The 24936-nt window shown below is 41.0% G+C and carries 26 protein-coding genes; 12 read left to right on the top strand and 14 right to left on the bottom strand.

Annotation, left to right across the window (positions count from 1 at the left end; genetic code table 11):
• The first annotated feature begins 100 nt into the window (after positions 1–100).
• The 6 genes from IQ244_RS10240 to IQ244_RS10215 all read left to right on the top strand — a co-directional run bounded on the left by IQ244_RS10240 (position 101) and on the right by IQ244_RS10215 (position 6420).
• Positions 101–1051 carry a J domain-containing protein gene (locus tag IQ244_RS10240; RefSeq protein ID WP_193893099.1) on the top strand — a complete coding sequence of 317 codons (951 nt, stop codon included), beginning with the start codon at positions 101–103 and terminating at the stop codon, positions 1049–1051.
• The gene (locus tag IQ244_RS10235) at positions 1051–2265 is read left to right on the top strand and encodes an ATP phosphoribosyltransferase regulatory subunit (RefSeq protein WP_193893096.1); all 1215 of its coding nucleotides are present in this window, start codon (positions 1051–1053) and stop codon (positions 2263–2265) included. The genes IQ244_RS10240 and IQ244_RS10235 overlap by 1 nt, the downstream gene beginning before the upstream one ends.
• A gap of 87 nt (positions 2266–2352) precedes the next feature.
• Positions 2353–2577 carry an indolepyruvate ferredoxin oxidoreductase subunit alpha gene (locus tag IQ244_RS10230; RefSeq protein WP_015112677.1) on the top strand — a complete coding sequence of 75 codons (225 nt, stop codon included), beginning with the start codon at positions 2353–2355 and terminating at the stop codon, positions 2575–2577.
• Positions 2578–2972: 395 nt separating this feature from the next.
• Positions 2973–3728, top strand: coding sequence for a PEP-CTERM sorting domain-containing protein (locus IQ244_RS10225; protein ID WP_193893091.1), 756 nt, complete (start codon positions 2973–2975; stop codon positions 3726–3728).
• A gap of 187 nt (positions 3729–3915) precedes the next feature.
• Positions 3916–4659, top strand: coding sequence for an ABC transporter ATP-binding protein (locus tag IQ244_RS10220; RefSeq protein WP_193893088.1), 744 nt, complete (start codon positions 3916–3918; stop codon positions 4657–4659).
• Between the two features lie 114 nt (positions 4660–4773).
• Complete coding sequence (locus IQ244_RS10215; protein ID WP_193893086.1) at positions 4774–6420, top strand: ArnT family glycosyltransferase; 1647 nt, start codon at positions 4774–4776, stop codon at positions 6418–6420.
• Positions 6421–6465: 45 nt separating this feature from the next.
• Here the strand turns inward: IQ244_RS10215 and IQ244_RS10210 are convergent, their stop codons facing one another.
• From IQ244_RS10210 to IQ244_RS10170, 9 genes are all read right to left on the bottom strand, one after another.
• Complete coding sequence (locus IQ244_RS10210; RefSeq protein ID WP_193893083.1) at positions 6466–6663, bottom strand: hypothetical protein; 198 nt, start codon at positions 6661–6663, stop codon at positions 6466–6468.
• A gap of 107 nt (positions 6664–6770) precedes the next feature.
• Positions 6771–7943, bottom strand: a complete 1173-nt coding sequence (gene moeB, locus IQ244_RS10205; protein ID WP_193893080.1) for a molybdopterin-synthase adenylyltransferase MoeB — start codon at positions 7941–7943, stop codon at positions 6771–6773.
• Positions 7944–8005: 62 nt separating this feature from the next.
• Positions 8006–8482, bottom strand: a complete 477-nt coding sequence (locus IQ244_RS10200) for a Mov34/MPN/PAD-1 family protein (RefSeq protein WP_193893077.1) — start codon at positions 8480–8482, stop codon at positions 8006–8008.
• 534 nt (positions 8483–9016) lie between these two features.
• Positions 9017–9751, bottom strand: a complete 735-nt coding sequence (locus tag IQ244_RS10195) for a carbonic anhydrase (RefSeq protein ID WP_193893074.1) — start codon at positions 9749–9751, stop codon at positions 9017–9019.
• 396 nt (positions 9752–10147) lie between these two features.
• Entirely contained in the window at positions 10148–10861 is a 714-nt protein-coding gene (locus IQ244_RS10190; RefSeq protein WP_193893071.1) for a carbonic anhydrase, read from the bottom strand.
• A 286-nt stretch (positions 10862–11147) separates the two neighbouring features.
• On the bottom strand, positions 11148–13208 hold the full coding sequence (locus tag IQ244_RS10185) for a ribonuclease catalytic domain-containing protein (protein WP_193893068.1): 2061 nt from the start codon (positions 13206–13208) through the stop codon (positions 11148–11150).
• 180 nt (positions 13209–13388) lie between these two features.
• Positions 13389–13604, bottom strand: a complete 216-nt coding sequence (rpsR, locus tag IQ244_RS10180; RefSeq protein WP_015111164.1) for a 30S ribosomal protein S18 — start codon at positions 13602–13604, stop codon at positions 13389–13391.
• Between the two features lie 2 nt (positions 13605–13606).
• On the bottom strand, positions 13607–13801 hold the full coding sequence (gene rpmG, locus IQ244_RS10175) for a 50S ribosomal protein L33 (RefSeq protein ID WP_015111165.1): 195 nt from the start codon (positions 13799–13801) through the stop codon (positions 13607–13609).
• Positions 13802–13845: 44 nt separating this feature from the next.
• On the bottom strand, positions 13846–14403 hold the full coding sequence (locus IQ244_RS10170; protein WP_193893065.1) for an RDD family protein: 558 nt from the start codon (positions 14401–14403) through the stop codon (positions 13846–13848).
• A gap of 243 nt (positions 14404–14646) precedes the next feature.
• Between IQ244_RS10170 and IQ244_RS10165 the strand changes: the two genes are divergently transcribed.
• The 3 genes from IQ244_RS10165 to glp all read left to right on the top strand — a co-directional run bounded on the left by IQ244_RS10165 (position 14647) and on the right by glp (position 16478).
• Complete coding sequence (locus tag IQ244_RS10165) at positions 14647–14841, top strand: DUF4160 domain-containing protein (RefSeq protein ID WP_228058842.1); 195 nt, start codon at positions 14647–14649, stop codon at positions 14839–14841.
• A 69-nt stretch (positions 14842–14910) separates the two neighbouring features.
• Positions 14911–15198, top strand: a complete 288-nt coding sequence (locus tag IQ244_RS10160) for a DUF2442 domain-containing protein (protein WP_193893062.1) — start codon at positions 14911–14913, stop codon at positions 15196–15198.
• Positions 15199–15236: 38 nt separating this feature from the next.
• Entirely contained in the window at positions 15237–16478 is a 1242-nt protein-coding gene (gene glp / locus IQ244_RS10155; protein WP_193893060.1) for a gephyrin-like molybdotransferase Glp, read from the top strand.
• 212 nt (positions 16479–16690) lie between these two features.
• Here the strand turns inward: glp and aroH are convergent, their stop codons facing one another.
• The 3 genes from aroH to IQ244_RS10140 all read right to left on the bottom strand — a co-directional run bounded on the left by aroH (position 16691) and on the right by IQ244_RS10140 (position 18660).
• Positions 16691–17104 (bottom strand): chorismate mutase, encoded by a 414-nt coding sequence (gene aroH / locus IQ244_RS10150; protein ID WP_193893057.1) that lies wholly within the window; start codon positions 17102–17104, stop codon positions 16691–16693.
• Positions 17105–17193: 89 nt separating this feature from the next.
• Positions 17194–18015, bottom strand: a complete 822-nt coding sequence (gene sppA, locus IQ244_RS10145; protein WP_193893054.1) for a signal peptide peptidase SppA — start codon at positions 18013–18015, stop codon at positions 17194–17196.
• A 348-nt stretch (positions 18016–18363) separates the two neighbouring features.
• Positions 18364–18660, bottom strand: coding sequence for a hypothetical protein (locus IQ244_RS10140; RefSeq protein WP_193893052.1), 297 nt, complete (start codon positions 18658–18660; stop codon positions 18364–18366).
• Between the two features lie 440 nt (positions 18661–19100).
• Between IQ244_RS10140 and IQ244_RS10135 the strand changes: the two genes are divergently transcribed.
• The 3 genes from IQ244_RS10135 (at position 19101) to IQ244_RS10125 (ending at position 21798) form a co-directional block, all read left to right on the top strand.
• Positions 19101–19898 (top strand): MlaE family lipid ABC transporter permease subunit, encoded by a 798-nt coding sequence (locus IQ244_RS10135; protein WP_193893050.1) that lies wholly within the window; start codon positions 19101–19103, stop codon positions 19896–19898.
• Between the two features lie 112 nt (positions 19899–20010).
• Positions 20011–20427: a DUF3119 family protein gene (locus tag IQ244_RS10130; RefSeq protein ID WP_193893048.1), complete on the top strand. Its 417-nt coding sequence runs from the start codon at positions 20011–20013 to the stop codon at positions 20425–20427.
• 135 nt (positions 20428–20562) lie between these two features.
• Positions 20563–21798, top strand: a complete 1236-nt coding sequence (locus IQ244_RS10125; RefSeq protein WP_193893046.1) for a DUF3086 domain-containing protein — start codon at positions 20563–20565, stop codon at positions 21796–21798.
• A gap of 81 nt (positions 21799–21879) precedes the next feature.
• On the opposite strand, the gene IQ244_RS10120 is transcribed toward IQ244_RS10125, so the two are convergent.
• Together IQ244_RS10120 and IQ244_RS10115 are read right to left on the bottom strand one after the other, a co-directional pair.
• Positions 21880–22212, bottom strand: coding sequence for a hypothetical protein (locus IQ244_RS10120; protein ID WP_193893044.1), 333 nt, complete (start codon positions 22210–22212; stop codon positions 21880–21882).
• Positions 22213–22225: 13 nt separating this feature from the next.
• A complete protein-coding gene (locus IQ244_RS10115) occupies positions 22226–24856 on the bottom strand; it encodes a DNA polymerase III subunit alpha (protein ID WP_193893042.1) in 2631 nt (876 codons plus the stop codon).
• Between the last annotated feature and the right edge of the window lie 80 nt (positions 24857–24936).

Here is a 24936-nt window from a genome sequence, read left to right as displayed (position 1 = left end):
CTTGACTATGGATTAAATGAAAAATTGCTACTGACGATCCACTGATCTAGCGAAGTAAACTAGAAGGAATCTTATGACTCCTGTGGTGTAACACCGACCTATGTCGCTAAAAATAGATCGTGGACTGTTTAAATATGACTTCATAGACCATCATGCAGTTTTGTGCGTTTCCGTGGATGCGGATGTGAAAGATATCCGTAAGCGTTATCTGCAAATTGCTCGTCGTTTGCATCCTGATAGTAATGCTTCTGCCACTCCTGGGGAAAAAAAGCTGGCTAGTGAATTATTATCTAAGTTGGTTAACCCAGCTTATGAAGCACTATCTGGCGATCGCACCCGCACAGAATACATGATAATTTTGTCTCAAATGGGTAAGCGTTTGGTACAAGATTCAGCTTCCATAGAGCTTACCACCGATTTAGCCAGACAGCTGGCAGCGGCTCCCAATATTGATCATTCCTATAAAACTGCGATCGCTAAAATTGCGGAAACTCAATACAATTCCTTACAGCAAGTAATACCTATCATTGCTCAAATTAGCGAGTTGAACTTAGTCTATTTAATGCGGAGTGCGGGTAAAGCTTTATCTAGCCCACCGCCTGCGCCTAAATCTGCACAAAATGGCAACACACCCCCAAACACAGCCGCAGCCCCACCTCCACCAGCGCCACCGAAAGAAGACTCAGCCGCGGAACAATATATTCGTCGGGCGCAAACTTTAATTGAGAAAAACCAATTTGCTCAAGCTAAAGTCGAGTTACAGGATGCGTTGAAACTCGCACCCAAGAGTGGCCGCTGTCATAGTTTGATTGCTTTAGTCTATTTAAAGCAAAATCAGCTAAAAATGGCCAAGATTCATTTTGACAATGCTTTAAAATTAGACCCGAACGACCAAATAGCGTTGTCATGGAAACCTAAAATAGATAAAGCTTTAGCTCAACAATCAGGTGGTTCTAAAGCGACTCCATCTGCCAAAACTGGGAATACACAACCAGAGAAATCGGGAGGTGGAGGTTTATTCGGAGGTTTGTTTGGTGGGAATAAAAAATAATGGTGTATCAACCAGCAGCGGGAGCGAGGGATTTATTACCTTTAGATGTGGCTCAAAAACGCTGGATTGAAGATAGGTTACAGCAAGTGTTCCATCGTTGGGGATATCACAAGATTATTACCTCAACTTTGGAACGAATGGACACTTTGATGGCGGGGGAAGCAATTCAACGCCAGATGGTGATTCAACTGCAAAATTCTGAAGATGAAGAATTAGGGTTACGTCCAGAACTAACAGCTTCGATTGCGCGTGCTGTAGTGACGCGGATGGAAGCTGTTACCTATCCGCAACGACTTTATTATCATGCCAATGTCTTCCGACATATTTGGGAAAATCGGCACAATCGTCAGCAAGAATTTTATCAAGCTGGTGTAGAACTTTTAGGCGTTGGTGGATTGCGGGCTAATGCCGAAGTCTTACTGTTGGTGGGTAATTGTTTAGACGCACTGGGTTTGCGAGATTGGCAAATAGTCTTAGGCGAGGCGGGAATTACCCGATCGCTTTTGCAGGCTTTTCCTGCTAATATCCAAGCAAAAGTACGTCAGGCGATCGCTCACCTTGACCGTGTAACTATCGATACTTTGCCTTTGAGTGAAGATTTGCGCGATCGCGCCAGAATCATGCTCGACCTGCGCGGCAAAAGTCAAGATGTCTTACAAAAAGTCAGTAGTCTGGGTTTAGATGCCGAACAGCAAGCAGCCGTAAATAACCTCAAATCTCTCGTAGAGTTACTGGAAGTAGAACGGAATTTTCCGGTAATTTTGGATCTGAGTTTGATCCAGACCATTGACTATTACACAGGTATTGTCTTTGAAATTGTCAGCAATAACGATTACCCAGCCAGAGTTTTAGGGCGGGGTGGTCGCTATGACCAACTTTTAGGACTGTATCATCCCCAAGGCGAAAACATCCCCGGAATTGGTTTTGTCCTCAATATTGAAGATTTATACCAAATTCTGTTAGCTAGTCAGCAATTGCCACAAGATATCCCTGCCAGTAACTGGTTAGTAGTACCAGAAACAGAAAATGCTGAGGCGGCTGCTTTTGCATATTCCCAAAAACTCCGTGATTCTACCCATCTAGTCATAGTGGAAATGGAACTAGGAGGCAGAGATGCACAAGCTATCCGTCAGTATGCCAGCGATCGCCGAATTGCCCAAATCGCTTGGATTAAAGCCGATGGCTCCCCCACAATAGAAAGTATTAGCCAATAGTCAAAACTCAAGCGTCAGTAGTCAACGGTTTTTGCTGTTGACTATTGACTATTGACCATTGACCACTAAAGAGAGGGAATCTATCAAATGCCACACACAATTGTGACTGATGTTTGTCAAGGCGTTGCCGACTGCGTAGATGCTTGTCCTGTAGCTTGCATCCATGAAGGGCCTGGCAAAAATGTTCAAGGAACCGATTGGTACTGGATTGACTTTGCTACCTGCATTGATTGCGGGATATGTTTTCAAGTATGCCCCGTAGCAGGTGCGATCGTTCAAGAGGAACGTCCAGATTTGCAAAAAACACCTTGAAGCAGAATTCAGCAGCCAGAATTCAGAATTAATTAGGTGTGATTTGGGTGTAAGGGTTTTGGTGAGGGTATAAGGGTGTAGGGGTATAAGGGAAAGAAGAAAAACGACCAATTCCATTAGATAGTTACAAATTAGTACTCTTCCCCTACACCCCACAGCCCTATACACGCCAGTTTGCTCAAGTCGAGCCAGTGCGTTGCGGAGGTTCCTTCCGTTGTAGCGCCTGGCTACCCTACACCTATTCTCCACAGACAATCTTGGTGGATAAGTCCTACATCAAACTGCAACTCAGTATGTATAAAAAATTTATATAATCTTGATAAATTCTTTGTAAGAATTGATAGACTGTCTAGTTGATTACCTCAGTTAGCGTTCTCAGCTAAATATTAAAATTCATGAAAGAACTAAGTAGTTTTTCTAGTGTTAAATTTTTAACTTCTAGTATAGCTACGTTAGCTATTAGCTTGATCTCAAACCAAAGTGCTACAGCTGCAACAATAGCTCTTGGTTTTACCAAGCTAACAGGTTTAATTGGTGGTTCTCCGGCAACTACTGCCGTTTACCGCGCCGAAATTCCGGTTTTAAGCTTTGGTGAGATTGCTTCCATTGTGATTAAAGATAACAGCAATGGTACTGGTGGATCTCCTGGTAATGTCAGTGGTTTTGATTTAGATGCAATCAAACTTAGTTACGTTTCTGTTAATAGCGCAGCAGCAGCAAAAAACATTCCTACCTCAGATTTAGTAGACGTTTTTGATTTTAGCCCCACTGGAACTATCTTGAATCCGGGAAGCCAGCGTCCTCCTACGGCTCCGCCATTGTTTGGGACTACAGGCGGTAATATCAATAATGCTGTAGCCACACTGGGAAATTTTGATGCCAACTCCACTACTGACCCTAGGCGAATTTTTGGCTTTTTCAGCTTGGGTGACAATGGTCAAGTAAGATTCAAACTCAAAAGTCCGGTTTCTACAAATAGTCCGTTATACCTTTACATCGGTGAAGTCGGCGACAATGGCGAGGGCGCAACGGGAGAAGTTGTTGTTTCACAGCCAGCCAGTGCGGTTCCAGAACCTAGCGGTCTAGCTGTATTATCTTTGGCAGGGATATATTTGGCAGTTCGTCACCGCAGAAAAAATAAGTCTCAATAATGTTGATGGAGCGATCGCAGGTGATAGTGTTGAAAGGATTTCGCTGTTTAAGTTTTATCCACTGCTATATATAAAAAATCTGTCAGGTGGGCATTTACTCTATATTCTTAGTTGATTAAGAGTTGGGATGAAAATGCCCACCCTACGTATAGTAGGACTATATGTTTTCTGTTAATTTAAGGATTCTATGTCAGGTTCAGTTGATCACTCTGCCCCAATACTCGAAGTCAACAATGTCCATGCTGGTTACATCAAAGATGTCGATATCTTGCAAGGTGTGAATTTTCGGGTAGCAGCAGGAGAATTGGTGACAGTAATTGGCCCTAACGGCGCGGGGAAATCCACCTTGGCAAAAACCATTTTTGGACTGTTAACGCCGCATACAGGCACAATTACTTTTAAGGGCGAGAATATTGCTGGACTCAAATCAAATCAAATTGTCAAGAAAGGCTTGTCCTACGTACCACAAATTGCTAATGTCTTTCCTTCTTTGAGTGTGGAAGAAAATTTAGAAATGGGGGCTTTTGTCAGTAACGCGCCTCTCAAACCCATCAAAGATAAAATATTTGCCATGTTTCCCAAATTGAGCGATCGCCGTCGTCAACGGGCTGGTACACTTTCTGGTGGGGAACGACAAATGCTGGCGATGGGTAAAGCATTGATGTTAGAACCTAGTTTGTTGCTGTTAGATGAACCATCGGCGGCTTTATCTCCGATTTTGGTGACTCAGGTATTTGCCCAAATTAAACAAATTAACCAGAGTGGTACTGCGATCGTACTTGTAGAACAAAATGCTCGGAAAGCTTTGGAAATGGCTCATCGCGGTTATGTTTTGGAGTCTGGAAGGGATGCGATTTCTGGCCCTGGTCAAGAGTTATTAACAGACCCGAAAGTGGGTGAATTATATTTAGGTGCAGGTAAGGGTCATTAAAAAAATTCCGAATAGATTAGTCAGAGATTGTTCATAGATTCTTCAGATATTGCATTAATTTGAGCAAACTGGAGTTTATGATTTGGTGTGCATACTAAAAACAAATATAAATAAATGCAAATAGCTCAAAAATGGTTGACTAGCAAAGCTAATCAATCAGTGCTTATTTTACTGGTCGGAGGATTATTATTTCGAGCCATCATTGCTTTTTGGCTTTACCCTACTTTTGATGAAGCTTACTACTACCTATACAGTTTGCATCTCAACTGGAGCTATTTTGATCATCCGGCGATAGTTGCTTTTACCACTGGTTTTGGGACTTGGTTAACAGGAGACGTATCACAATTTACTATTCGTTTAGGTGCAATACTTTGTCATACAGGTAGTTTGATATTTTTATATCTAACTAGTCAGAAAATATTTTCTCCCAAAGCTGCTTACTTTACCTTGGCAATTGCTACTATCTGTCCGATTTTTCAAATTGGCTTTGGTATCCTGAGTTTACCTGATAGCCCACTGATGTTTTTTTGGTCGGCTAGTTTATATTGTGCGGTGACAGAATTTCTGCGTCAGCCTTTGCAAAATGAATCTTACTCTTCTAATTCATATACCCCCAGTTACCGTTTAGCTATTTTGGGAATTTTGGTTGGGTTAGCCTGTAATAGCAAATATCACGGGTTTATTTTGGGGCTAGGGTTACTTGGGTTTTGTTTAACGAGTCCACCGCATCGGGTGGTAGTGCGATCGCCTTGGGCATGGTTCAGTTTAGGATTATTTATCATCACCATTTCCCCGATTGTGTTTTGGAATATGCAGCATGATTGGGTATCGTTTAGTTTTCAATCAGCACGAGCCGTACCGAAAACTGGCTACAACTTACTGAATGTTTTATTAGTTTATTTAGCTCAGGTAGCTTATTTGTTTCCAACCCTGGGTTTTCCTCTCTGGCGTGTCAGTTTGCAACCAATACTCAGAAAAATCAAGCAAATTTTTACGCAAAAACCAATCACTTACCAAGATAATTTCAAGACAGAAAAACTCTTAATTTTATGGGTTTCTCTCCCCTTAATTTTAGGCTTTACTTTTATTGGCGGATATCGGCAAATCTTACCAGCTTGGACAATGCCCGGATTTTGGGGAATTACTTTATTATTAGGACAACAAGCTGTTATTTGGGAGCAAAAATCCCGGCTTTGGGTGCGGCGATGGCTCTTAGGTTCGGGAATTATGGTTGTGAGTATCGTCCTCATTTTACTGTTGCAATTAACTTTAGGAATTTTCCAAAAACCTAGCCAATACGCCTTGTTGGGAGGATTCTTACCTGTTCAGAATGACCCTTCCACAGAACTAATTGATATTCAACAACTGCGGCGTAGTTTTAGTGAATCACCAATTCTCAAAACAGCACTACAAAATTCTAGCTTTATCTTTACCAATCGCTATTATTTAGGCGGCCCCATTGCTATGTCTCTGGAACCTGTAGTGCAAATTCCGATCACTTGCTTTGATATTGGTAATGATAACCGTGGCTTTGCTTTTTGGTCTAGGGCTGAACAATGGGTAGGAAAAGATGCACTATATATTACTACTGCACCTTTTAATCTCAGACAAGATTTAATGGCTAGTTATCGAAATCATTTTCGCAGTGTGGAAGAGATTGAACAAATAGTAATTCGCCGTGGTGGTGTAGCTGTGAATATTGTTTATGTCTATCAGGCGAAAACACTCCTCAAACCCTATCCCCGTTCTTATGGAGTTTGAGCTTTTACAACGGTTGGCGATAATAAAACATCTATGATAAATTCCTCACAAGTGCTGAGATTTATCGGATAGTCCAAATATTAAGGGTTCTAGCAGCGCACTTAAGGCATTTTCGATGACTAGCAAACTAGCTGCTAAAGAGGTGGAAAAACCAAACTGTGTTAGAAGTTGGGGCAATATCAATGCGGCTAACGCCAATACTTGCAGGCATAAAACTTGTGCAGGCGATCGCGCAATACTCATAATAGAGAAAAGGGAGGTAACTTATATTACCTCCCCGCTGATTTCCACTGCTGTAAATGTGGATAATTATTAACGCAATGTGTGACCTATATTGATAACCGTGTTGATTAATATTCAGGAACCGAAGGATCAACTTCTCGACTCCAAGCGGTGATACCGCCTTTGACATTTGTCCCCGTAATCCCTGCGTCTTTAAGGATACTCAGGGCTTTGGCAGAACGACCACCCATCTTACAATGAGCGATCAAACGGTGTCCGTTAAGGATTTCTTTCACTTGAGCTACACCATTACCATTTTCAATATCTGGTAATGGGACTAAAACCGAACCAGGAATTTTGGCAATGTCGTATTCGTGAGGGTTGCGGACATCCAACAGAACAAAATCTTTTGCACCGCTATCTAGTAAGGCTTTTAAGTCTGTTACAGTCATTTCGGCAATTTCTTGCTGTTGTTTTGCGTCCTCAGCCTGAGCTTGGGGAATACCACAGAATTGTTCGTAGTCTATCAGCTTTTCAATCACGGGGCGAATTGGGTTAGGACGCAGTTTCAATTCCCGGAATTTCATCTCTAAGGCATTGTATAGTAACAGCCTGCCGCTTAAAGTATTACCATTGCCAAGAATAATTTTGACAGTTTCTGTGGCTTGGATGACACCAATAATTCCTGGTAAAATCCCCAACACGCCACCTTCTGCACAAGAGGGAACCATTCCTGGTGGTGGTGGTTCTGGATATAAATCGCGGTAGTTCGGCCCACCTTCGTAGTTAAATACTGTTGCTTGGCCTTCAAACCGGAAAATGGAACCGTAAACATTTGGCTTGTTTAGCAACACACAAGCATCGTTGACTAGATATCTGGTGGGGAAATTATCAGTTCCATCCACAACGATATCGTAAGGACGAATAATATCGAGGGCGTTTTCGGAACTCAAGCGAGTTTCGTATAAATCAACCTGACAATGGGGGTTAATTTCGTGAATGCGATCTTTGGCTGATTCAATTTTGGGTTTACCTACCCAAGAAGTACCGTGAATAACTTGACGTTGCAGGTTAGAAGTATCAACAACATCAAAATCCACAATACCAATGCGTCCGACACCTGCTGCGGCTAAATATAACAGCAGTGGCGCACCTAAACCACCTGTACCAATACACAGTACACTGGCAGATTTTAAGCGTTTTTGTCCGTCTACCCCCACTTCTGGCAAAATCAGGTGGCGGGAGTAACGTTCGTAGTCGTCTTTAGTCAGCTGGATTTCTTCCAGGTTGGGATTTAACATAGCAATTTTGCTGTGGACGAGCGAATTATTAATGGTATCGAAAAACGATGTCGTTATTTAACTTAAGTAGCTAAATTTATAGTATCAATTGTCTCTAGTTGAAACTGATGCTGGTCGTCAAGACTCCAACTGAGGAGTTCATTAGCTTTGCCATTTTGGACGGAAACTATTATATACGAGTATGCAGGCCAAGCATACTGGCGATCGCATTCGGAAGGAATCGCTGGATTGTCAGGATGGGAGTGATAAATCCCAATAATATTTAACGACTTATCCCTGGCAGATTTTTGTACTTGTAACATAACTTGGGGTGCGATCGCATATCTTCGTCTTTCGCTGTATTCTGTTTCGTTATGAGCGAAGTTGCTTGACTCAGCACTCCAGGCATTTTCAGTAGGGATAATTTCGATGACGGTTTTTGTTTGATTCTCTAGATAACCAAGGATGATACCGCAGCATTCTTCGGGGTATGTGTTTTCAGCGTGGCTGCGGATAATTTGGATGTGTTGTGGAAGGATATTAATAACTGCTGTATTCAAAAGTTCCGATTCTGCTTGTCAATAAACGAGACTAAAAGTTGCTTGACTTCTACTACACTGCTAATCAGGCGATCGTAATTAGATGAATTGAGTATATAGCAATCCTAAATGAGTCGTAAAAAAATATAGATAAGGAAACGAACCGCCAAGAACGCCTTCGCGTAGCGTCTCGTAGAGAAGGACGCAAAGGTAAGAAAGAAGAATCAGATATAGAAATTTCACAAATGATTTAGGACTGCTATAGGACTCATATTTGATATTTGAAAAAACTCAGTACAGTTTCTATTCCCTATTCCCTATTCCCTGTTCCCTACCTTCACGAGTAAGTTCAGAAATCAAATCAGATTCCTATATATCTAACTCATAACAGAGCATAAGTCCTAGTTTAACGTTATTTAAACAAATAGGGTGAGCAATGCCCACCCTAATAGTCTCTACACTTTGTTATGCAAAAATGCTCACTTAGCAACTCAAGTTGACTATAATCTGAGCCTATCAAAATTTGCACTCTTTATTAACTAGATGCGGAACAAATCAAGCTACCAATGTAACTTTTCCTGTTGCTATCTCATAACGACCACCAGCAATTTTTAGTTTCTTTTCTTTGATCAGTCCTCTTAAGATTGTTGAGCTTTCTTCTAACCTTTTTACCTGGTATTGAACATTAGATATTACAGAATTATCTTCTAAATTACCTGGTTTATTTCTCACAAGTTCTACGGCTGGTTTTATTTCTTCCACAAAAGCACCAATTCTACCTGGAAGTGGATCACCTTTAACAGCAGCTGAGACTGCACCACATTTTGTATGTCCTAAAACTACTATTAATGGCGCACCTAATACAGCCGTGGCAAATTCTAAGCTGCCAATGCCTTCTGGGCTAACAATATTACCAGCTACCCGTACAATAAATAAGTCTCCAAATCCCTGATCAAAAACTATTTCGGCTGGAACTCTAGAATCTCCACAGCCTAGTATTGCTGCAAACGGATATTGACCCGCAGAAATTTCTTGTAAACGCAATTTTGATTGATTTGGATTCATGCGTTTATCTTCTATAAATCTTTTGTTACCATCTATTAATCTTTTTAAAGCTTCTTGGGGATCTACTATTTGAGGTTTTGCTTCAGGCTTAGATGGTTCTTGGGCAATAGCTTTTTCTCCTTGCCAAATTATACTACCAGTGGCACTAGCACCAACAGCAACACTGCCTATACCTGCTAATTTAATAAAATTCCGCCGCCCAACAAATCCATTAGTTCTACTCATTAATCAACCTCACTCCCAAAAGTAAATTTATCCTAAATTGCTGTTTTCAAAATCAAGTTAAATCCTGTTACCTGAAACTGCGATTGCCACATAGCATATCGCGTTATCAAGGTAAAGAGAAATTAATTGATTTAACTTAGTAATTTCCAATCTTTATCATCAACTGAAATATATCAGAGTAATGTATCTCTACTGAACTTAATTTGCATACAAGAATAATATGGTTAAGTGTGGTGTTAGTCTATGGTTGATTTTCTTTGTATAGAAGCAATAAGTAGGGTTTATGATATTCCTAAATATTCTTCAACTACAAGAACCCCGACTTTTTCCAAAAGCCGGGGTTCTAAGTGTCTCAATTTTCACAAATTAAATAGGCTTGCTAAATCTAGCTATAAACTAAGGAATGAGATTAACTTTGCCAGTATCGATATCGTAGCAAGCACCAATAATTTTGAGTTTGTCTGATTGCAACCTCTGACCTAATATGGTGGAACTTTGTTGCAATTTTTTCGCCTGATACTGCACATTGGCAATGACGGCATCATGAGAATTTAAGTTGGTTAATGCAGGTTTGATACTTTCTGCCATATAGCCCATCCTACCAGGCAGAGGTTCATTTTTACCTGCTGCTGCAACAGCACCGCATTTTGTATGACCTAAAACGACAATCAGTTGTGTGCCTAATACGGCTGTAGTATATTCTAAACTACCGATAACCATATCACTGGCGACATTACCAGCAACTCGTACCACAAATAAATCTCCTAGTCCTTGGTCGAAAATAATTTCCGCTGGAACTCTGGAGTCAGCACAACCTAAAATAGCGGCAAAAGGATACTGTGCTTTAGCTACTAATTGTAAACGTGCCAATGATTGATGGGGATATTGACGTTTGTATTGGATAAATCTTTGATTTCCATCCAGCAAAAGTTTGATAGCTTGACCAGGGTTGACTGGATTAAAATTAGCTGGACTAACATCAGCGATCGCAGTTTGCTCGATACTACCTGTTAAACTACCACCAATAGTTGTAGCGGCGATCGCTAAACCACTTGTTCCGGCAAATTTCAAAAAGTTACGGCGACCAATAAATCCATTAATTCGCGTCATTAATCTACCTGACAACATTTTCGTTGTTATCAGGAAGATATCAAAATTTAGTTAGTCGCAAGAGTACCTTCGGACACTGTTTTACAGTTATTTAACTCAGAAGCTTTTCACCTGACCATCTGCATCGATAACAAATTCGACCCTACTCCCGGATTTCTGCGGTGAAAGTGATTTGTCCAGTGTCAGTAACTGTCGTGCGGAACATTACTAGGATACCTGCGAAGAAGCTTGCATTTATATTTTAACTAAGTCAATCGCTACTAAATTTATCTATAGACAGCGCGAATTAATTAGCCGCAGACTGAGCTTCTTGATACATGATTTCCTGAAATTGAATCATGTCTTTTTGCGGATCGGCGATGCTCACTTTTACTAATAACTGTTCACCTAATGTTGCAGGACGTTTAAAAATCATTGGTAACTGCAAGCCCAAATCTTCTAATAAAATTAGTGCTAAGTTACTGTCTTCTCGCAGCCACATTAAAACGGTAACTGACCAAATTTGCTCTGGATGACGGCGGAGATATTCTAAAGCCCAATATCTATTAGTTTGGCGTTCCACCATTGTTACTTCTTGGGTAATGCTAGAGACAGTCATCATCACTTCTTTGAGTTGGTCGGCGGAAAATGGCAAAACTTCACCCCGCAAGTGGGCTTTGAGTTGAAAATGGGTGAGTAAATCACTGTAGCGGCGGATGGGAGAAGTTGCTTGAGTATAGGTATCTAAACCCAAACCTGCGTGGCGTAAAGGAGTGATGCTCATTTCGCTTTTGGGCATACACCGCCGCATCGCACAAGCACGGACGAACCCGGCTGGTAATTGAATTAATTCTTCTTCTGGGGGTAATTCTGGCTGTGGCTGACCGCGAAAGGGCAAGGGTATGTTATGAGTTTTACCGTAACGGGCGGCTACTTCACCAGCAAGAATCATCATTTCTGCCACCAGTTGCCGCGATGAGGAATCATCTAAAATATCAATGCTGATCTCATCGCCTTTAACTTTAATCATCGCCTCTGGCATATTAATGCTGATGGCTCCTTGGTTGTAGCGCCAAGATTTTCGCTTTTTTGCCCAATTAGCGATCGCTTCAATTTCTGGTTCAGCTTGCACGCCTATTTGCACCATCTCATCCACATCTTCATAGGTAAGGCGATAAGTTGGTTTAATTAAGCTGGCATGAATGCTGTAATCTTCTACTGCTCCGGTACTATCTAAAATAATTCCAAAACTCAGGGCGCAACAAATTCTCCCCTGTACCAGACTCATTGGCCCAGTTGCCAAGATTTCCGGGAACATGGGAACCATCCCTGTCGGCAAATAAACGGTACTTCCGCGCTTTCTGGCTTCTAAGTCTAAATCATCTTCTGGCTCTAACCAGCGTGTTGGGTCAGCAATATGTACCCACAATCTTTCCCTACCATCGGTCAAGGATTCCCAACTCAGACCATCATCTATCTCAGTCGTACTTTCATCATCAATTGTGTAAACTTTCAGATGGGTCAAATCTAGGCGATTTACATCTAAGTCTGTGGTTGGGGAATCCAAACGCTGTTGCGCCACTTCTAATACCTTGCTAGGAAACTGAACTGGAATTGACGAACGACGCAGGAACAAGTTCTCATATGGACTCCACCAGCCCAGGTCTATTAATAATTGAAAAGCTCCTTGGGGGGTTGCAGGCCGCCCCAGCATATTCATCGTTTCTAAGACTGGTGCTGGAGGAGGGTAAGCCCTAGCTAGGGCATCATATTTTACTCCCTCCCGCACAATATCAGCCATTAAGGCTGCGTATTTTTCTAATGCTTCTAGGCGATGGCGGTCATGTCTTTGCCATTCTACCGCCTCACCTTTGAGTGCTTCTTCTACCCGGACTAAAAATTCCTGCTGTCCCTTGGCTTTGAGAGTTTCTACTTCTATTTGGTGCTTACGTTCTGCGACTTGAGCCGTTGTGCGCGGTTCATAAGCATCAGCTTTTTGCTTGAAGTAGAGTTTGTCATCTGATAACAAGCAATGGGCTGCATAACAAGGGGTTGGGTCTGATGCGGAAAACAGCAGATTTGCCATTTGCGATGGTGTAACGGTTTCCCCATCTTCCACCAATAATTCCCACGCCACTTCTAAGCTAGATGGGTCTAAATATGGCTTGACTTCATCTAGAAATTTGGCGATTTCTGAGGACTTGTAAGTTTGTCCGTTAACTGTATAAGTAATTTGTCTCGGCGCGAGGCTGTGGGATTGACCACGTTCATCTACCACAAACCAACGGGTCTTACCATCTGGGCGATCTACTACACCCAGACGGCGATCGCCTTGAACCCTAAATTCAACTAGCGTCCCCTTCTCCACAACTCTCGCACTCTTATAATTTTAGATATTAGATGTTGGATTTAATAATTTTTAAATCCCAGAATTTTTATGTAGCAACCAATTTTACACTTTATTATTTCAGATTTGAGATTTTGGACTCAGAAAGACAAAGCTTTTCTTAATTAATCCAAAATCTAAAATCCTAATTTTAAAATTGATTTAGCCTTCAGCGTTGATGAATGGCAACAATGCCACAATCCGCGATCGTTTAATTGCTAATGTTAACTCTCGCTGTTGCTGACAAGTCAGCCCAGTAATCCGCCGAGGTAATATTTTGCCCCGTTCGGTAATAAACTTCCGCAATAAATCAACATCTTTGTAATCGATTGGTTCTCCTGGCTTAATGGGAGACAGACGACGGCGATAGTAACTCATCTTTACTTGATTTCCTTGTGAACGGTATGTTTGTTGCAGTGGGTACAGAACTTGCTCAGTTCTAAACGGTTAGTCGTATTACGACGGTTCTTCATGGTGGTATACCGGGACACACCAGGAGAACGCTTGTCTGGATTACTACGACATTCGGTACATTCTAGTGTCACGATAATGCGAGCACCTTTACTCTTAGCCATAATCTTACAAACAGTAAAGCCTGAAGAGAAATTTACACAAATGACTATCTTCGCACATTTCGTTGCAAAGTATCAACTAAACGCTTAATTTTTAAATCAAGCGAGTAGCCCCGCCGCGACGAAACTATGAACGTTCTAGCGTAACGGTCATGCAACGCTTGTCGCAACTGGGTATCAGAGAAAGCTGCACCACAGTCTATTGCCAGAGGAAGCAATAGCAGTATAGCAGTGGGATTAGCTCGAATGTTGCCAAGGGCGATCGAGACCAACAAAGCACCAAAGCCAATTATAGCTTCTCGCTTCACCAGTGCCAGCAACTGAGGAATTCTCCCCACGACTTGGCCATTTTCCACTTCTAAGATTTTCAAGTCAAAAGCCCAGCGTCCTAAACTTTGCCCTCGATTGTTAAATACCACTACTACCCGCAAAATCAGCCAACAAAAGATAAAAACTAAAATTTGAACGAATTGAATACCGAAACTATTACTACCAAATAACGAACTGATTAACCAAGCACCCAAAAAATCCAGTCCCAAAGCCATACCGCGCCGCCAAATCTCAGCTTTGGGATAGTGTTTTTGCGGAATCCTTTCGATAGTCATATAAAATAAGTATTTTTATTTAGAGGTTGGGAAATAATCTATGCTTCTATTTTTAATATTAAGGTGACATCTGAGGTGTTTGCTTTGCTGCAAAAGCCCAAAGTCACACCAACTAAATCAGGACTTATGCAGAGGCTACGGAAAATCTAACCACTCCAGACACAGAGGTCACAGAGAAATGAGAGTTTGAGAGTTTTTTGCGTAAATCCTGTAAACATAAAACTTCATCTTACTATTGTTCTAATGCCAGAAATTAGCCGTTTTCTAGGAATTATTATTACCATGTATTATAACGACCATCCACCGCCACATTTCCATGTTCGTTATAATCAACAAAAAGCAATTATTGATATTGAAACTTTATCTATATTAGAAGGTAAACTATCTTCCAGAGTATTAGCACTTGTACTGGAATGGGCGAATTTACATAAAGCATAATTGATGGATAACTGGGAAAAAGCTAGACTCAATAGTCCTCTAGAAAAAATTGAACCACTGGAATAAGCCATGCTAAAAGATATTATTGCAGTCGAACCAAAAGAAGGTTATCAACTGTACATCAAATTTGAAGATAATAAACAAGGAATTATTGATATTAGTAAATTAATTTCTTTTACAGGGATTTTTGCGCCACTAAAAGATATTAACTATTTCCAACAAGTGAAAATAAATTCTGAGTGGGGAACTATTTACTGGGAAAATAGTGCAGATTTTGACCCCGATGTACTTTATGCAGAAATTACGGGAGAAGCAATCAGTAATTATCAAATTGCCAAAACAGCAAATGAACACTGATAAAGTCAATATTTTTTAATAAAACTGGGTTAGATGTTATGTTATCGGTCAAGGATGCAGAAGTAATTATTTTAAATTTAGTCAAACCGTTAGATGATCAGCAGGATATAGAAATTGTAGATTTATTGGCAGCAAGCGATCGCATTCTGGCAAACCCCATCACCAGCCAGCTAGATTTTCCCCATTGGGATAACTCCGCAATGGATGGCTATGCAGTCCGTTATGCAGATTTACAGCAAGCTAATGCTGAAAAACCAGCTATCTTAGAAATTATTGAGGAAATTCCGGCGGGATATCAACCTAAATCGACAATTCAACCAGGACAAGCAGCGAGAATTTTTACTGGTGCGGTGATTCCAGAGGGTGCAGATACCGTAGTGATGCAAGAGAGGACAAGCCGCGAGGAAAATCGCGTGTTTATTCAAGCCGCACCCAAACCACAAGAGTTTATCCGCCGTAAAGCATCTTACTATCAAGCTGGAACCCAACTTTTACCAGCCGGAATTAAATTAAAGGCGGCGGAAATTGCTGTATTAGCCGCAGCCCAGTGTCCCCAAGTCAAAGTTTACCGCCGTCAGCGAGTAGCGATTTTTTCTACTGGCGATGAATTGGTGACACCAGATACACTACTACAACCCGGTCAAATTGTCGATTCTAATAATTATGCCTTGGCAACTTTAGTCAGAGAAAGTGGGGCGGAACCTATATTATTAGGCATTGTTAAAGATAATCCAGTTGCTTTACAAGAAACAATTGCTTACGCCATAGCTAATGCGGATATTGTGCTTTCTTCTGGTGGGGTTTCTGTTGGTGAATATGATTATGTTGATAAAATTCTCGAAACTTTAGGAGCAGAAATTCAGATTCGGGCTGTAGAAATGACACCCGGAAAACCTTTAACTGTGGCGAATTTTCCGAATCAAGATTCAGCAATTTACTTTGGTTTACCAGGAAATCCTGTTTCGGCTTTGGTAACTTTTTGGCGGTTTGTACAACCAGCAATTAAAAAACTATCTGGACTTGCTGAAGGTTGGGAGGCAAAATTTATTAAGGTGCGATCGCATGATGAATTACGCACCAATGGCAAACGCGAAACTTATATTTGGGGTCGCTTAAATTTAGTTAACGGTGTTTACGAATTTCACAAAGCTGGCGGTACTCATAATTCTGGTAATTTAATTAACTTAGCTCAAACCAATGCCTTAGCCGTTTTACCTGTAGGTCAAACATTAATTACACCAGGAGAAGAAGTTCACGTTTTGTTAGTTACTGCGGTGTAAATTATGAGCTTTGGCAGAAAAATATCCAGCAGAATTTGTGAATTGATTACTTGCTGAAGAACCAACAAAAGTTAAAGTACTGAAAACAGAATTAAGTTAAGAACCAATACGTGCAGATTAGGTGGCTTTTTTACAAACAGCCAAGGGAATTTTGCATATTTTGTCTTTTAGTGGAAATTTTTGACTTGATGCTTTCTTTATACGTAGGTATTTTAAACTTTGGACTCAATTGCTGGTTGTGATGTTTGTAAAGACTGGGGGAGACTCCAGTCGGGACGTAAGTTAGAAGCGTGGCGCAAATATATATGATGAATGGGGGTAGAGGTTGGCAGATAAGCGTGAATTAAGAAGCGGATACAACGTTGTAAACTGCCCTCAACATGCATTTGCTGTACATCTAACATAGGTACATTATCCCACCCAGAACGCGCGCGGGCGATCGCTGCCGGAAAAATCGCATCTAAATCGCGGGTGACAGAGAACGTCACGCTAATCATATCCTGGGGTTGAATTTTATTGCGTTGTTCTAGTTCATCTAGCAGTTCTATAACTGCTTCTCGCATTGCTTCAATTGTATTTTCTGCAACTGTTGTTGCTCCACGAATCGCTCGCATTTGCCACTCCACGCCAAAAATCCTCCTTAATTCAGTTAACAGTTAACAGTCAACAGTCATTAGCCAATGACTAATAACCGATGACCAATGACCAATGAGATTTATGGTCGATATAACCACAATGGCAGACCACTGGTAGACATTTCAAATTCTAGCCAGTCAACACCTGCACCCAATCTTGATGAAACCTGACGACTCCCCGGTAGAATGCGACTTAACAAAGGTTTTGGTTCTTCGAGAGTAAAACATTGGGTTTTTTCGGGGTCAAGACCAACTAGTTCTGCTGTCCAGCGACGAGCATCTTCTTCTGTTCCCAGGCGGTCTACAACACCCAATTCTAGAGCCTGTTGCCCAGTAAAAATCCGGCCATCGGCGAAACTTTTGACAGTCTCTACAGCTAAAGAACGACCATCGGCTACGGTTTGGACAAACTGTTGGTAGCTTGTGTCAATCAACTCTTGCAGAATGTGTTGTTCTGGTTCAGTTAATTCTCGATCAAATGCCAATATGTCTTTGTAAGGGCCTGACTTAATAACTTTGAAGGAAACACCGATTTTTTCCAGCAAGCGTTCTAGGTTATTTCCCCGCAGAATTACACCAATGCTTCCGGTGATGGTTCCGGGGTTAGCCATGATGTGTTCGGCTCCCATCCCGATGTAGACTCCACCAGAGGCAGAAATATTACCAAAACTAGCGACAATTTTGATTTTGTCACGTAGCCGCTTGAGAGCGCTGTAAATCTCTTGGGAATCGCCAACTGTTCCCCCAGGACTATCGATGCGTAAAAGTAAAGCAGGAAATTTCTTTTCTTCTACGGTTTTAAGGGATTCTAATACACGTTTGCGAGTAGCACTTGCGATCGCACCAGTAATTTCAATCCGCGCAATTTGTTTACGAAACTTGGATTTAAACGGCCAAACCATGAGCAGTCAAAAAACCTCGTATATAATCTCACTATAAAATGCCCAGAGATTAAATTGAATGGGCATTCTGCTATTCAAGCATTTTATAGCAGACACCGATTAGACTGCTGGCAGTTACCTGGCGCTGGATGTAGACTATCTCAAATTTTTTAGATAAATTCTGCTGTTACAGTTACTAAATTTTGCCAACCTCTGAGGATGGCTATGAATAATTGGGTATTTAATTTAACAATATTAATTTATCATCCCAAACCCATATCTGATTTTGGGGGAATTCTCAAATGCTGACTATAAATGCGTTTTCTACTTTTTACTAGCCGATCAAAACCTGGCGATCGCATAATTTATTCAAGAATCGATGCGTAGAATCTGACATCGGTAATACGCATAAGTGTCAAACAACGCACCAACAAAACTCCAAGTCAAACCAATAGTTACCAGTCCCCGTAGAGGTGTACCGCTACCAAAAATTGCAAGAAAATGTAATATACCTGTAGCGCTGGCTTCTGTTAAGGCTTGTAATCCTGGCATATAACCGATCACTGCTAATAGCAACAATATGCCGCCAACTAAAAATATCGGCGCAACAAAGCTAAAAATAATCGTGACTAATAGGGAACGGAGAAAGTTTGTCAAAAAAGTCATGAAAGACAACCTCCAGGAAGACAACGCACAACAGCCAACTAACTATCTGTCATCTTCTACAATACGAGCGATCGCCACCTAGAGGCCAATATGTCAAAAATCTTAAGTTTTCATTAAAAAAACAGACAATAACTACACAAGCTGCATCACGGAAAAATCAGCCTGTGAAGTGATGGAAGGATTACTGATTAAGGCTTTGAGCTTATATATATTAAATAGCACACATCACAATATGTATAGATCAAGCGTTACTTTATGAGAGTAACTTTAAAGTAAGTTAACGTAAACCAGTGACAAAAATCTCAAGTGTGAAGTGGGGAGTATGAAATTCATCCTGGAGTATCCAGCTTACTGCCTAGTGACAAATGACCATTGACTATTGACTATTGACCATGAACTTTCGCTATTCTTAAGGCAATTACCGAGTTAGCTACAGAACATTGAGCCAGATTACATCTAATTCCAGTTTAGCAGCATGGGGTCAGCGCTTGCTGGCAGCGATTTTTCTGGGGGGACAAGTGATAGTTCACCTGCTGCGGGGCAAAATTCATTGGCGGAATACTTTAGAACAAATGGCCGCCGTAGGGCCAGACTCTTTGTTTATTGCGCTGTTAACGGCAATTTTTGTTGGTGCTGTGTTTACTATCCAAGTAGCGCGAGAGTTTATTAACTTTGGTGCAGGTAATCTCGTCGGTGGCGTGCTGGCGGTGGCGTTAACAAGAGAACTTTCACCTGTACTCACAGCAGTTATTTTAGCCGGGCGAGTGGGGTCTGCTTTTGCCGCAGAAATCGGGACGATGAAGGTTACAGAACAAATTGATGCGCTTTTGATCCTCAAAACAGACCCCATCGATTATCTAGTCATTCCCAGGATGATTGCTTGTTGCTTCATGCTGCCAATTTTAACTCTCCTGTCGTTAGTAACAGGGATGTTTGGCGGATTATTAATTGCCACTCATATATACGGACTAGCAGATACAGTATTTTTAGACTCCGCCCGCAACCTACTAGACACTTGGGATATTTGTAGTGCCTTGTTTAAAGCAGTGTGTTTTGGTTTGTTAATTGCTGTTATTGGTTGCAGTTGGGGCTTGACAACCACAGGCGGCGCTAAAGGTGTAGGACAATCAACGACAACCGCCGTAGTTACTGCTTTGCTACTGATCTTTATTAGCAATTTCTTTTTGTCGTGGTTAATGTTTCAAGGCGCAGGTAGTGCATTTGTCCAAGGGTTTTAAAAGTGCTGAGTGCTGTAAAGCCCTGCGGGCATGGCTGCGCTTAGAGCGGTAGCGGGGCGTTTAGCCCGTGTTGTCTGCTCAGAGAAAACTGTTAACACCTAAAATAGAAAAGATGTCTACTAACGAAACAGGATTTGAAACAGTGACCAGTTCATTTGCGCCTAATTCCGTAGCAACAGTGGAACTCAAACCTAGTTACAATATCCCTGTTGTGTTGGTGATTACAGGGATTCCCATAGTGATTGTGCAACCTTTGGTGGGAGGAGCGATCGCACTTTTTGGCTTATTTCTTTTGTTTCAAACTGTAACATTACGCTTGCAATTTACCGCCAGCGACTTAGATATTTACAGAGGTGAAAAGTTAATTCGGCGTTTTCCTTACCGAGAATGGCAAAACTGGCGAATTTTCTGGAATGGGTTTCCAGTTCTGTTTTATTTTAAAGAAATTAACAGTATTCACTTTTTACCAATTTTGTTCGACCCCAACACCCTAAAAGCTTGTTTGGAAGAACGTTGTCCCCGAATTTAAGTCTGAGTCAATGGTCAATAGTCAATGGTCAATAGTTAAGAGCTTTGAATAATACAACGGACGAATGACAAATGACAAATGACGAATGACAAGTAACCAAAAATTTATTCGCGTCTAAAAATTACACTATCGTTTATGAACCCTGATGCATCTCAAACTCCAGAACCAATAGATGAGTGGTTGGAGCAAATACAACCAGAAAATCCAGAAACAGAACACCCAGAAAACTCATCTTTAGAGTCAGTTCTGGAACCAGAAGCGCCAGTTTCAGCAGTTGACACAGAACCGAGCGATGTAAATTCAGAATTGCTGAGTTTGATAGATGAGCCAGCTGCTGAGGTTCCATTAGTAAATAACACAACTGCATTAGGGTTAGAAAATAATTCCTTATACGCCGAAGCAGAGCAAAGGTTAACTCAGTTGCAAGAAACTGAAGCCGCACTCAAAGCCGAAATTGCTACTTTGCAAGTAACTTATAATACGCTGCAAACACAATTAAGTGATACTCAAAGCGCACTAGGACGCATTGTTCAAGACTCATTGGGACAATTAGAACAACGCAAACAAACACTACAAATTTCTATAGAACAGTTAGAACGCCGTCAAGAACGCATCCGTAATGAAATGCGGACTACGTTTGCAGGCGCATCACAAGATTTAGCAATTCGTGTCCAAGGTTTTAAAGATTATCTCACTGGTAGCTTACAAGATTTAGCCGCCGCCGCCGAGCAATTACAACTATTACCAGAAGTTAGAGAACGAGAAAAGCCAGCTGTTAAAGAAGCTAAAACCGCCGAACCAGAAGCAATTAACCCACAATTTGCCCAGCAGCAGTTTCAAGAGACTAGTAAGCAAGTCCGCCGCCTAATTGATCAATATCGCAACAAACCGGATTATTATGGCCCTGCTTGGCAACTACGCCGCACCTTTGAACCAGTTCATGCAGAGCGAGTCTCAAATTGGTTTTTCGGACAAGGGGGACGGGGTGCTTTGCGGACAATGGGTAGCCGTTTGCAAAATACGTTGATTGCTTCAGCGATTATTTCGATACTACATAAATTGTATGGCGATCGCGTCCGTACTCTGGTTTTAGCCAATACACCAGAACGCTTGGGTGAGTGGCGGCGAGGTTTGCAAGATTGTTTAGGTATTGGTCGCCCAGATTTTGGCCCTGACCGGGGAGTTGTATTATTTGAAGCGCCAGACGCTTTAGCGCAAAAAGCCGAACGTTTGGTGAAAGCTAATCAACTACCTTTAATCATCATTGACGATTCCGAAGAGCAAATCAGTTTAGGAATATTGCAATTTCCTTTGTGGTTGGCTTTTGCGCCTGACCCCAAAGCCATGAAAAATTATGATGATGACTTTTAAGTACTTTTGAGTTTAACTCTAGCAGGGTGCGTTATAGAAATTAGTCCTAACGCACCAAAAACCCAGTTTGCGGAAGTGATATTAAAAGTCTTCATGAGATGACCATTCAAAATCTTCATCTCTCAAAAAGTTGATATCTTTTCCATAAGACTCGATAGAGTCTATCAAATTTTTGATGGAATTTTCTAGTGCTTCATCAATTGATTCTCCTGTTCCGCCAACCCATTCAGGAGAATCATCTCTAGAGTTTTTAATAGCAAGATTCACGCGTCCTGAATACTTACCATAAATATCCTCAGTAATTTTCACTCTAAAGTAGATGTTGGGAATATACTTCACACATGATACATAAAATTCCGCAACTACTTTTTCAATACTTTGAATCTCAGCAAATCTAATATTTTGCCAACTCATAAACCTGAGATGCTTACGCTGGTAAACCTTGAACTTGGAGTAAATCTAACTCGCGCTCAAATATTTCATTAATGGGTAACATTTGACCATCGATGGTCATAAATTTATGGTCTTTAGTGGCGCGAATGACGGAACCGTCCTCTAAACCATACTCGAATACTTCTTGCTGTCCTCGATTATGCCATTGAGCGATCGCCTGCGTATATACATGACCATAACTATCAACGCTGAAGACGTTGCATTCAAGCTGTTTTTCGACAATTTCGCCAATTGGTACTAAGCCATATTCAACTGTTAATACTTGGGTGTCGTAGCTGAGGCAATATTCAGCGAATTTCAACATATCATCAAATAGCTTTTCTGCTACTTGTTTTCTCACGCCGTTCTTTGTTGAACCATCAATGAATTTTTCCTGCTGCTTCTGCATTTCGGAAACTTTCTTTTTCCCCATTGCGCGGCGCAGTAAATCAGCTTGTCCTAATGAATAACCAGCCATATCTTGAGCAATTTTCATAATTTGCTCTTGATAAACCATGATTCCGTAGGTTTCATTTAATATTGGCTCTAAAAGCTGGCTTTCATAATCAATATTTTCCCTTCCATGTTTGCGGTTAATAAATTTAGGAATCAAGCCTGCATCTAACGGGCCTGGTCTGTATAATGCGAGAATTGAAGATATATCTTCAATATTAGAAGGTTTCAAATCTCGGACTATCTGCTTCATCCCCGATGATTCTAATTGAAATATACCTTCTAATTCTCCAGATTCTAGTAATGCATAAGTTTTCTGCACATCTTTGGGCAGGGTTTTATGTTCACCTTTGGCTAAAATCTTTTGCGCTTTTCTTTCTTGATTAGTTATTTCGTAAGGGTCAACTCTATAGCCTTTGCTTTTTTCAATTAAATCAATGGTTTTTTGAATCATGGTTAGGTTTCTTAAACCTAAGAAGTCCATTTTTAACAAACCCATTGATTCCAAATCTTCCATGAAATATTGGGTAATAACTGAACCGTCATTATTGCGTTGTAGAGGCACAATTTCATCAAGAGGGTCAGCAGAAATTACCACCCCAGCGGCGTGAACACCGAAGGTTTTGTTAGTTCCTTCAATCCGCATTGCCATATCAAGCCAACGGCGGACTGTCGGGTCATTATCATATTTTTCTTTAAACTCTGGTTCGGGGGTATCATCAGAAATCATCACCTTGAGTTTTGTTGGTTTCCCTCGTACCACAGGAATTAATTTCGCCATTTTGTCTGATTCCCCATAGGGAATATTCAACACTCTGGCGACATCTTTTAATACAGCTTTTGAAGTTAAACGGTTAAAGGTAATGATTTGAGCTACTCTATCTGTGCCGTATTTTTGAGTAACATAATCAATAACTTTATCTCGTTGTTCAATACAAAAATCTGTATCAATATCCGGCATGGATTTACGTTCTGGGTTCAAGAAACGCTCAAATAGTAAGCCATGATGTACGGGGTCAATGTTAGTAATTCCCATTGTGTAAGCTACCAATGAACCAGCCGCCGAACCTCGCCCTGGCCCTACAGGAATATTATTATCTCTAGCAAATTTGATGTAGTCCCACACAACTAAAAAGTAGGTAGAAAAACCCATTTGCTGAAGCATTTTTAATTCATATTCTAATCTTTCTTTATAGACTAGTTCGACTTCAGCGCGAGATTTGCGGTTTAATTTATCTAACAGTCCATTCCATGCAACTTCTTCGACGTAAGTATCAGCAGTGTGACCGGAAGGAATGGGATAATTGGGAATGCGCGGCTCACCCATAATTTGGTAAGGCTCGACTTTATCCGCGACTTCTTCGGTAGTGGCGATCGCTTCCTCAATCACATCATCGGGTAAATGGTCACGAAATAGCATTCTCATCTCATCAGCAGATTTGAGATATTCTGTGCCGCTATAACGCATCCGGTTTTCTTCGACAATTAGCTTACCGGTTTGAATACACAGCAAAGCGTCGTGGGCTTCGACATCAAAACAAGAAACAAAATGAGAGTCGTTAGTGGCGACAAACTTAATATTTAATTCCCGCGCAATTTTGATAATTTCAACATTAACAATCCGGTCTTCTTGAGAGCCGTGGTCTTGAATTTCTAAATAAAAATCATCACCAAATACATCTTTATACCACTGAGCAACTTTCCGCGCTGCATCAGGTCTATTACTAAGAATTGCTTGGGGAATTTCACCCCCTAAACAAGCACTAGTGACAATTAAACCTTCATGATATTGTTTGAGTAATTCTTTATTAATACAAGGACGAGAAAAAATACCTTTACCTTGGACACCTTGGAGGTGAGAAATAGTAGTTAATTTAACTAAATGTTTATATCCTTGATTATTTTTAGCTAAAACAACTTGATGATATTTGGGACGACGTTCTTGTTTTGTAATATCACCGTTAATGATATACATTTCGTTGCCAATAATTGGCTTAACATTTTTGCTGCGGCAAATTTTCAGCAGTTCCACAGCACCATACATGACACCATGATCGGTAACTGCGATCGCTTTTATCCCCAGTGAGATCGCACTATCAATCAAGTCTGGTAGCTGACTCGCCCCATCCAGCAAACTGTAATCACTGTGAATATGTAAAGGTACGAAAGACATAATTTTGTTAATAGTCAATAGTTATTTGTTATGTTCACCCCTGCTCCTCTGGCCCTCTGCCCCCCTGCTTCCCCCTACTC

This window comes from Nostoc sp. LEGE 06077 (assembly GCF_015207705.1).
Taxonomy (GTDB): Bacteria; Cyanobacteriota; Cyanobacteriia; order Cyanobacteriales; family Nostocaceae; genus Nostoc_B.
The sequence above is the reverse complement of the archived record's forward strand: the minus strand, read 5'-3'. Positions and strand labels throughout refer to the sequence as shown.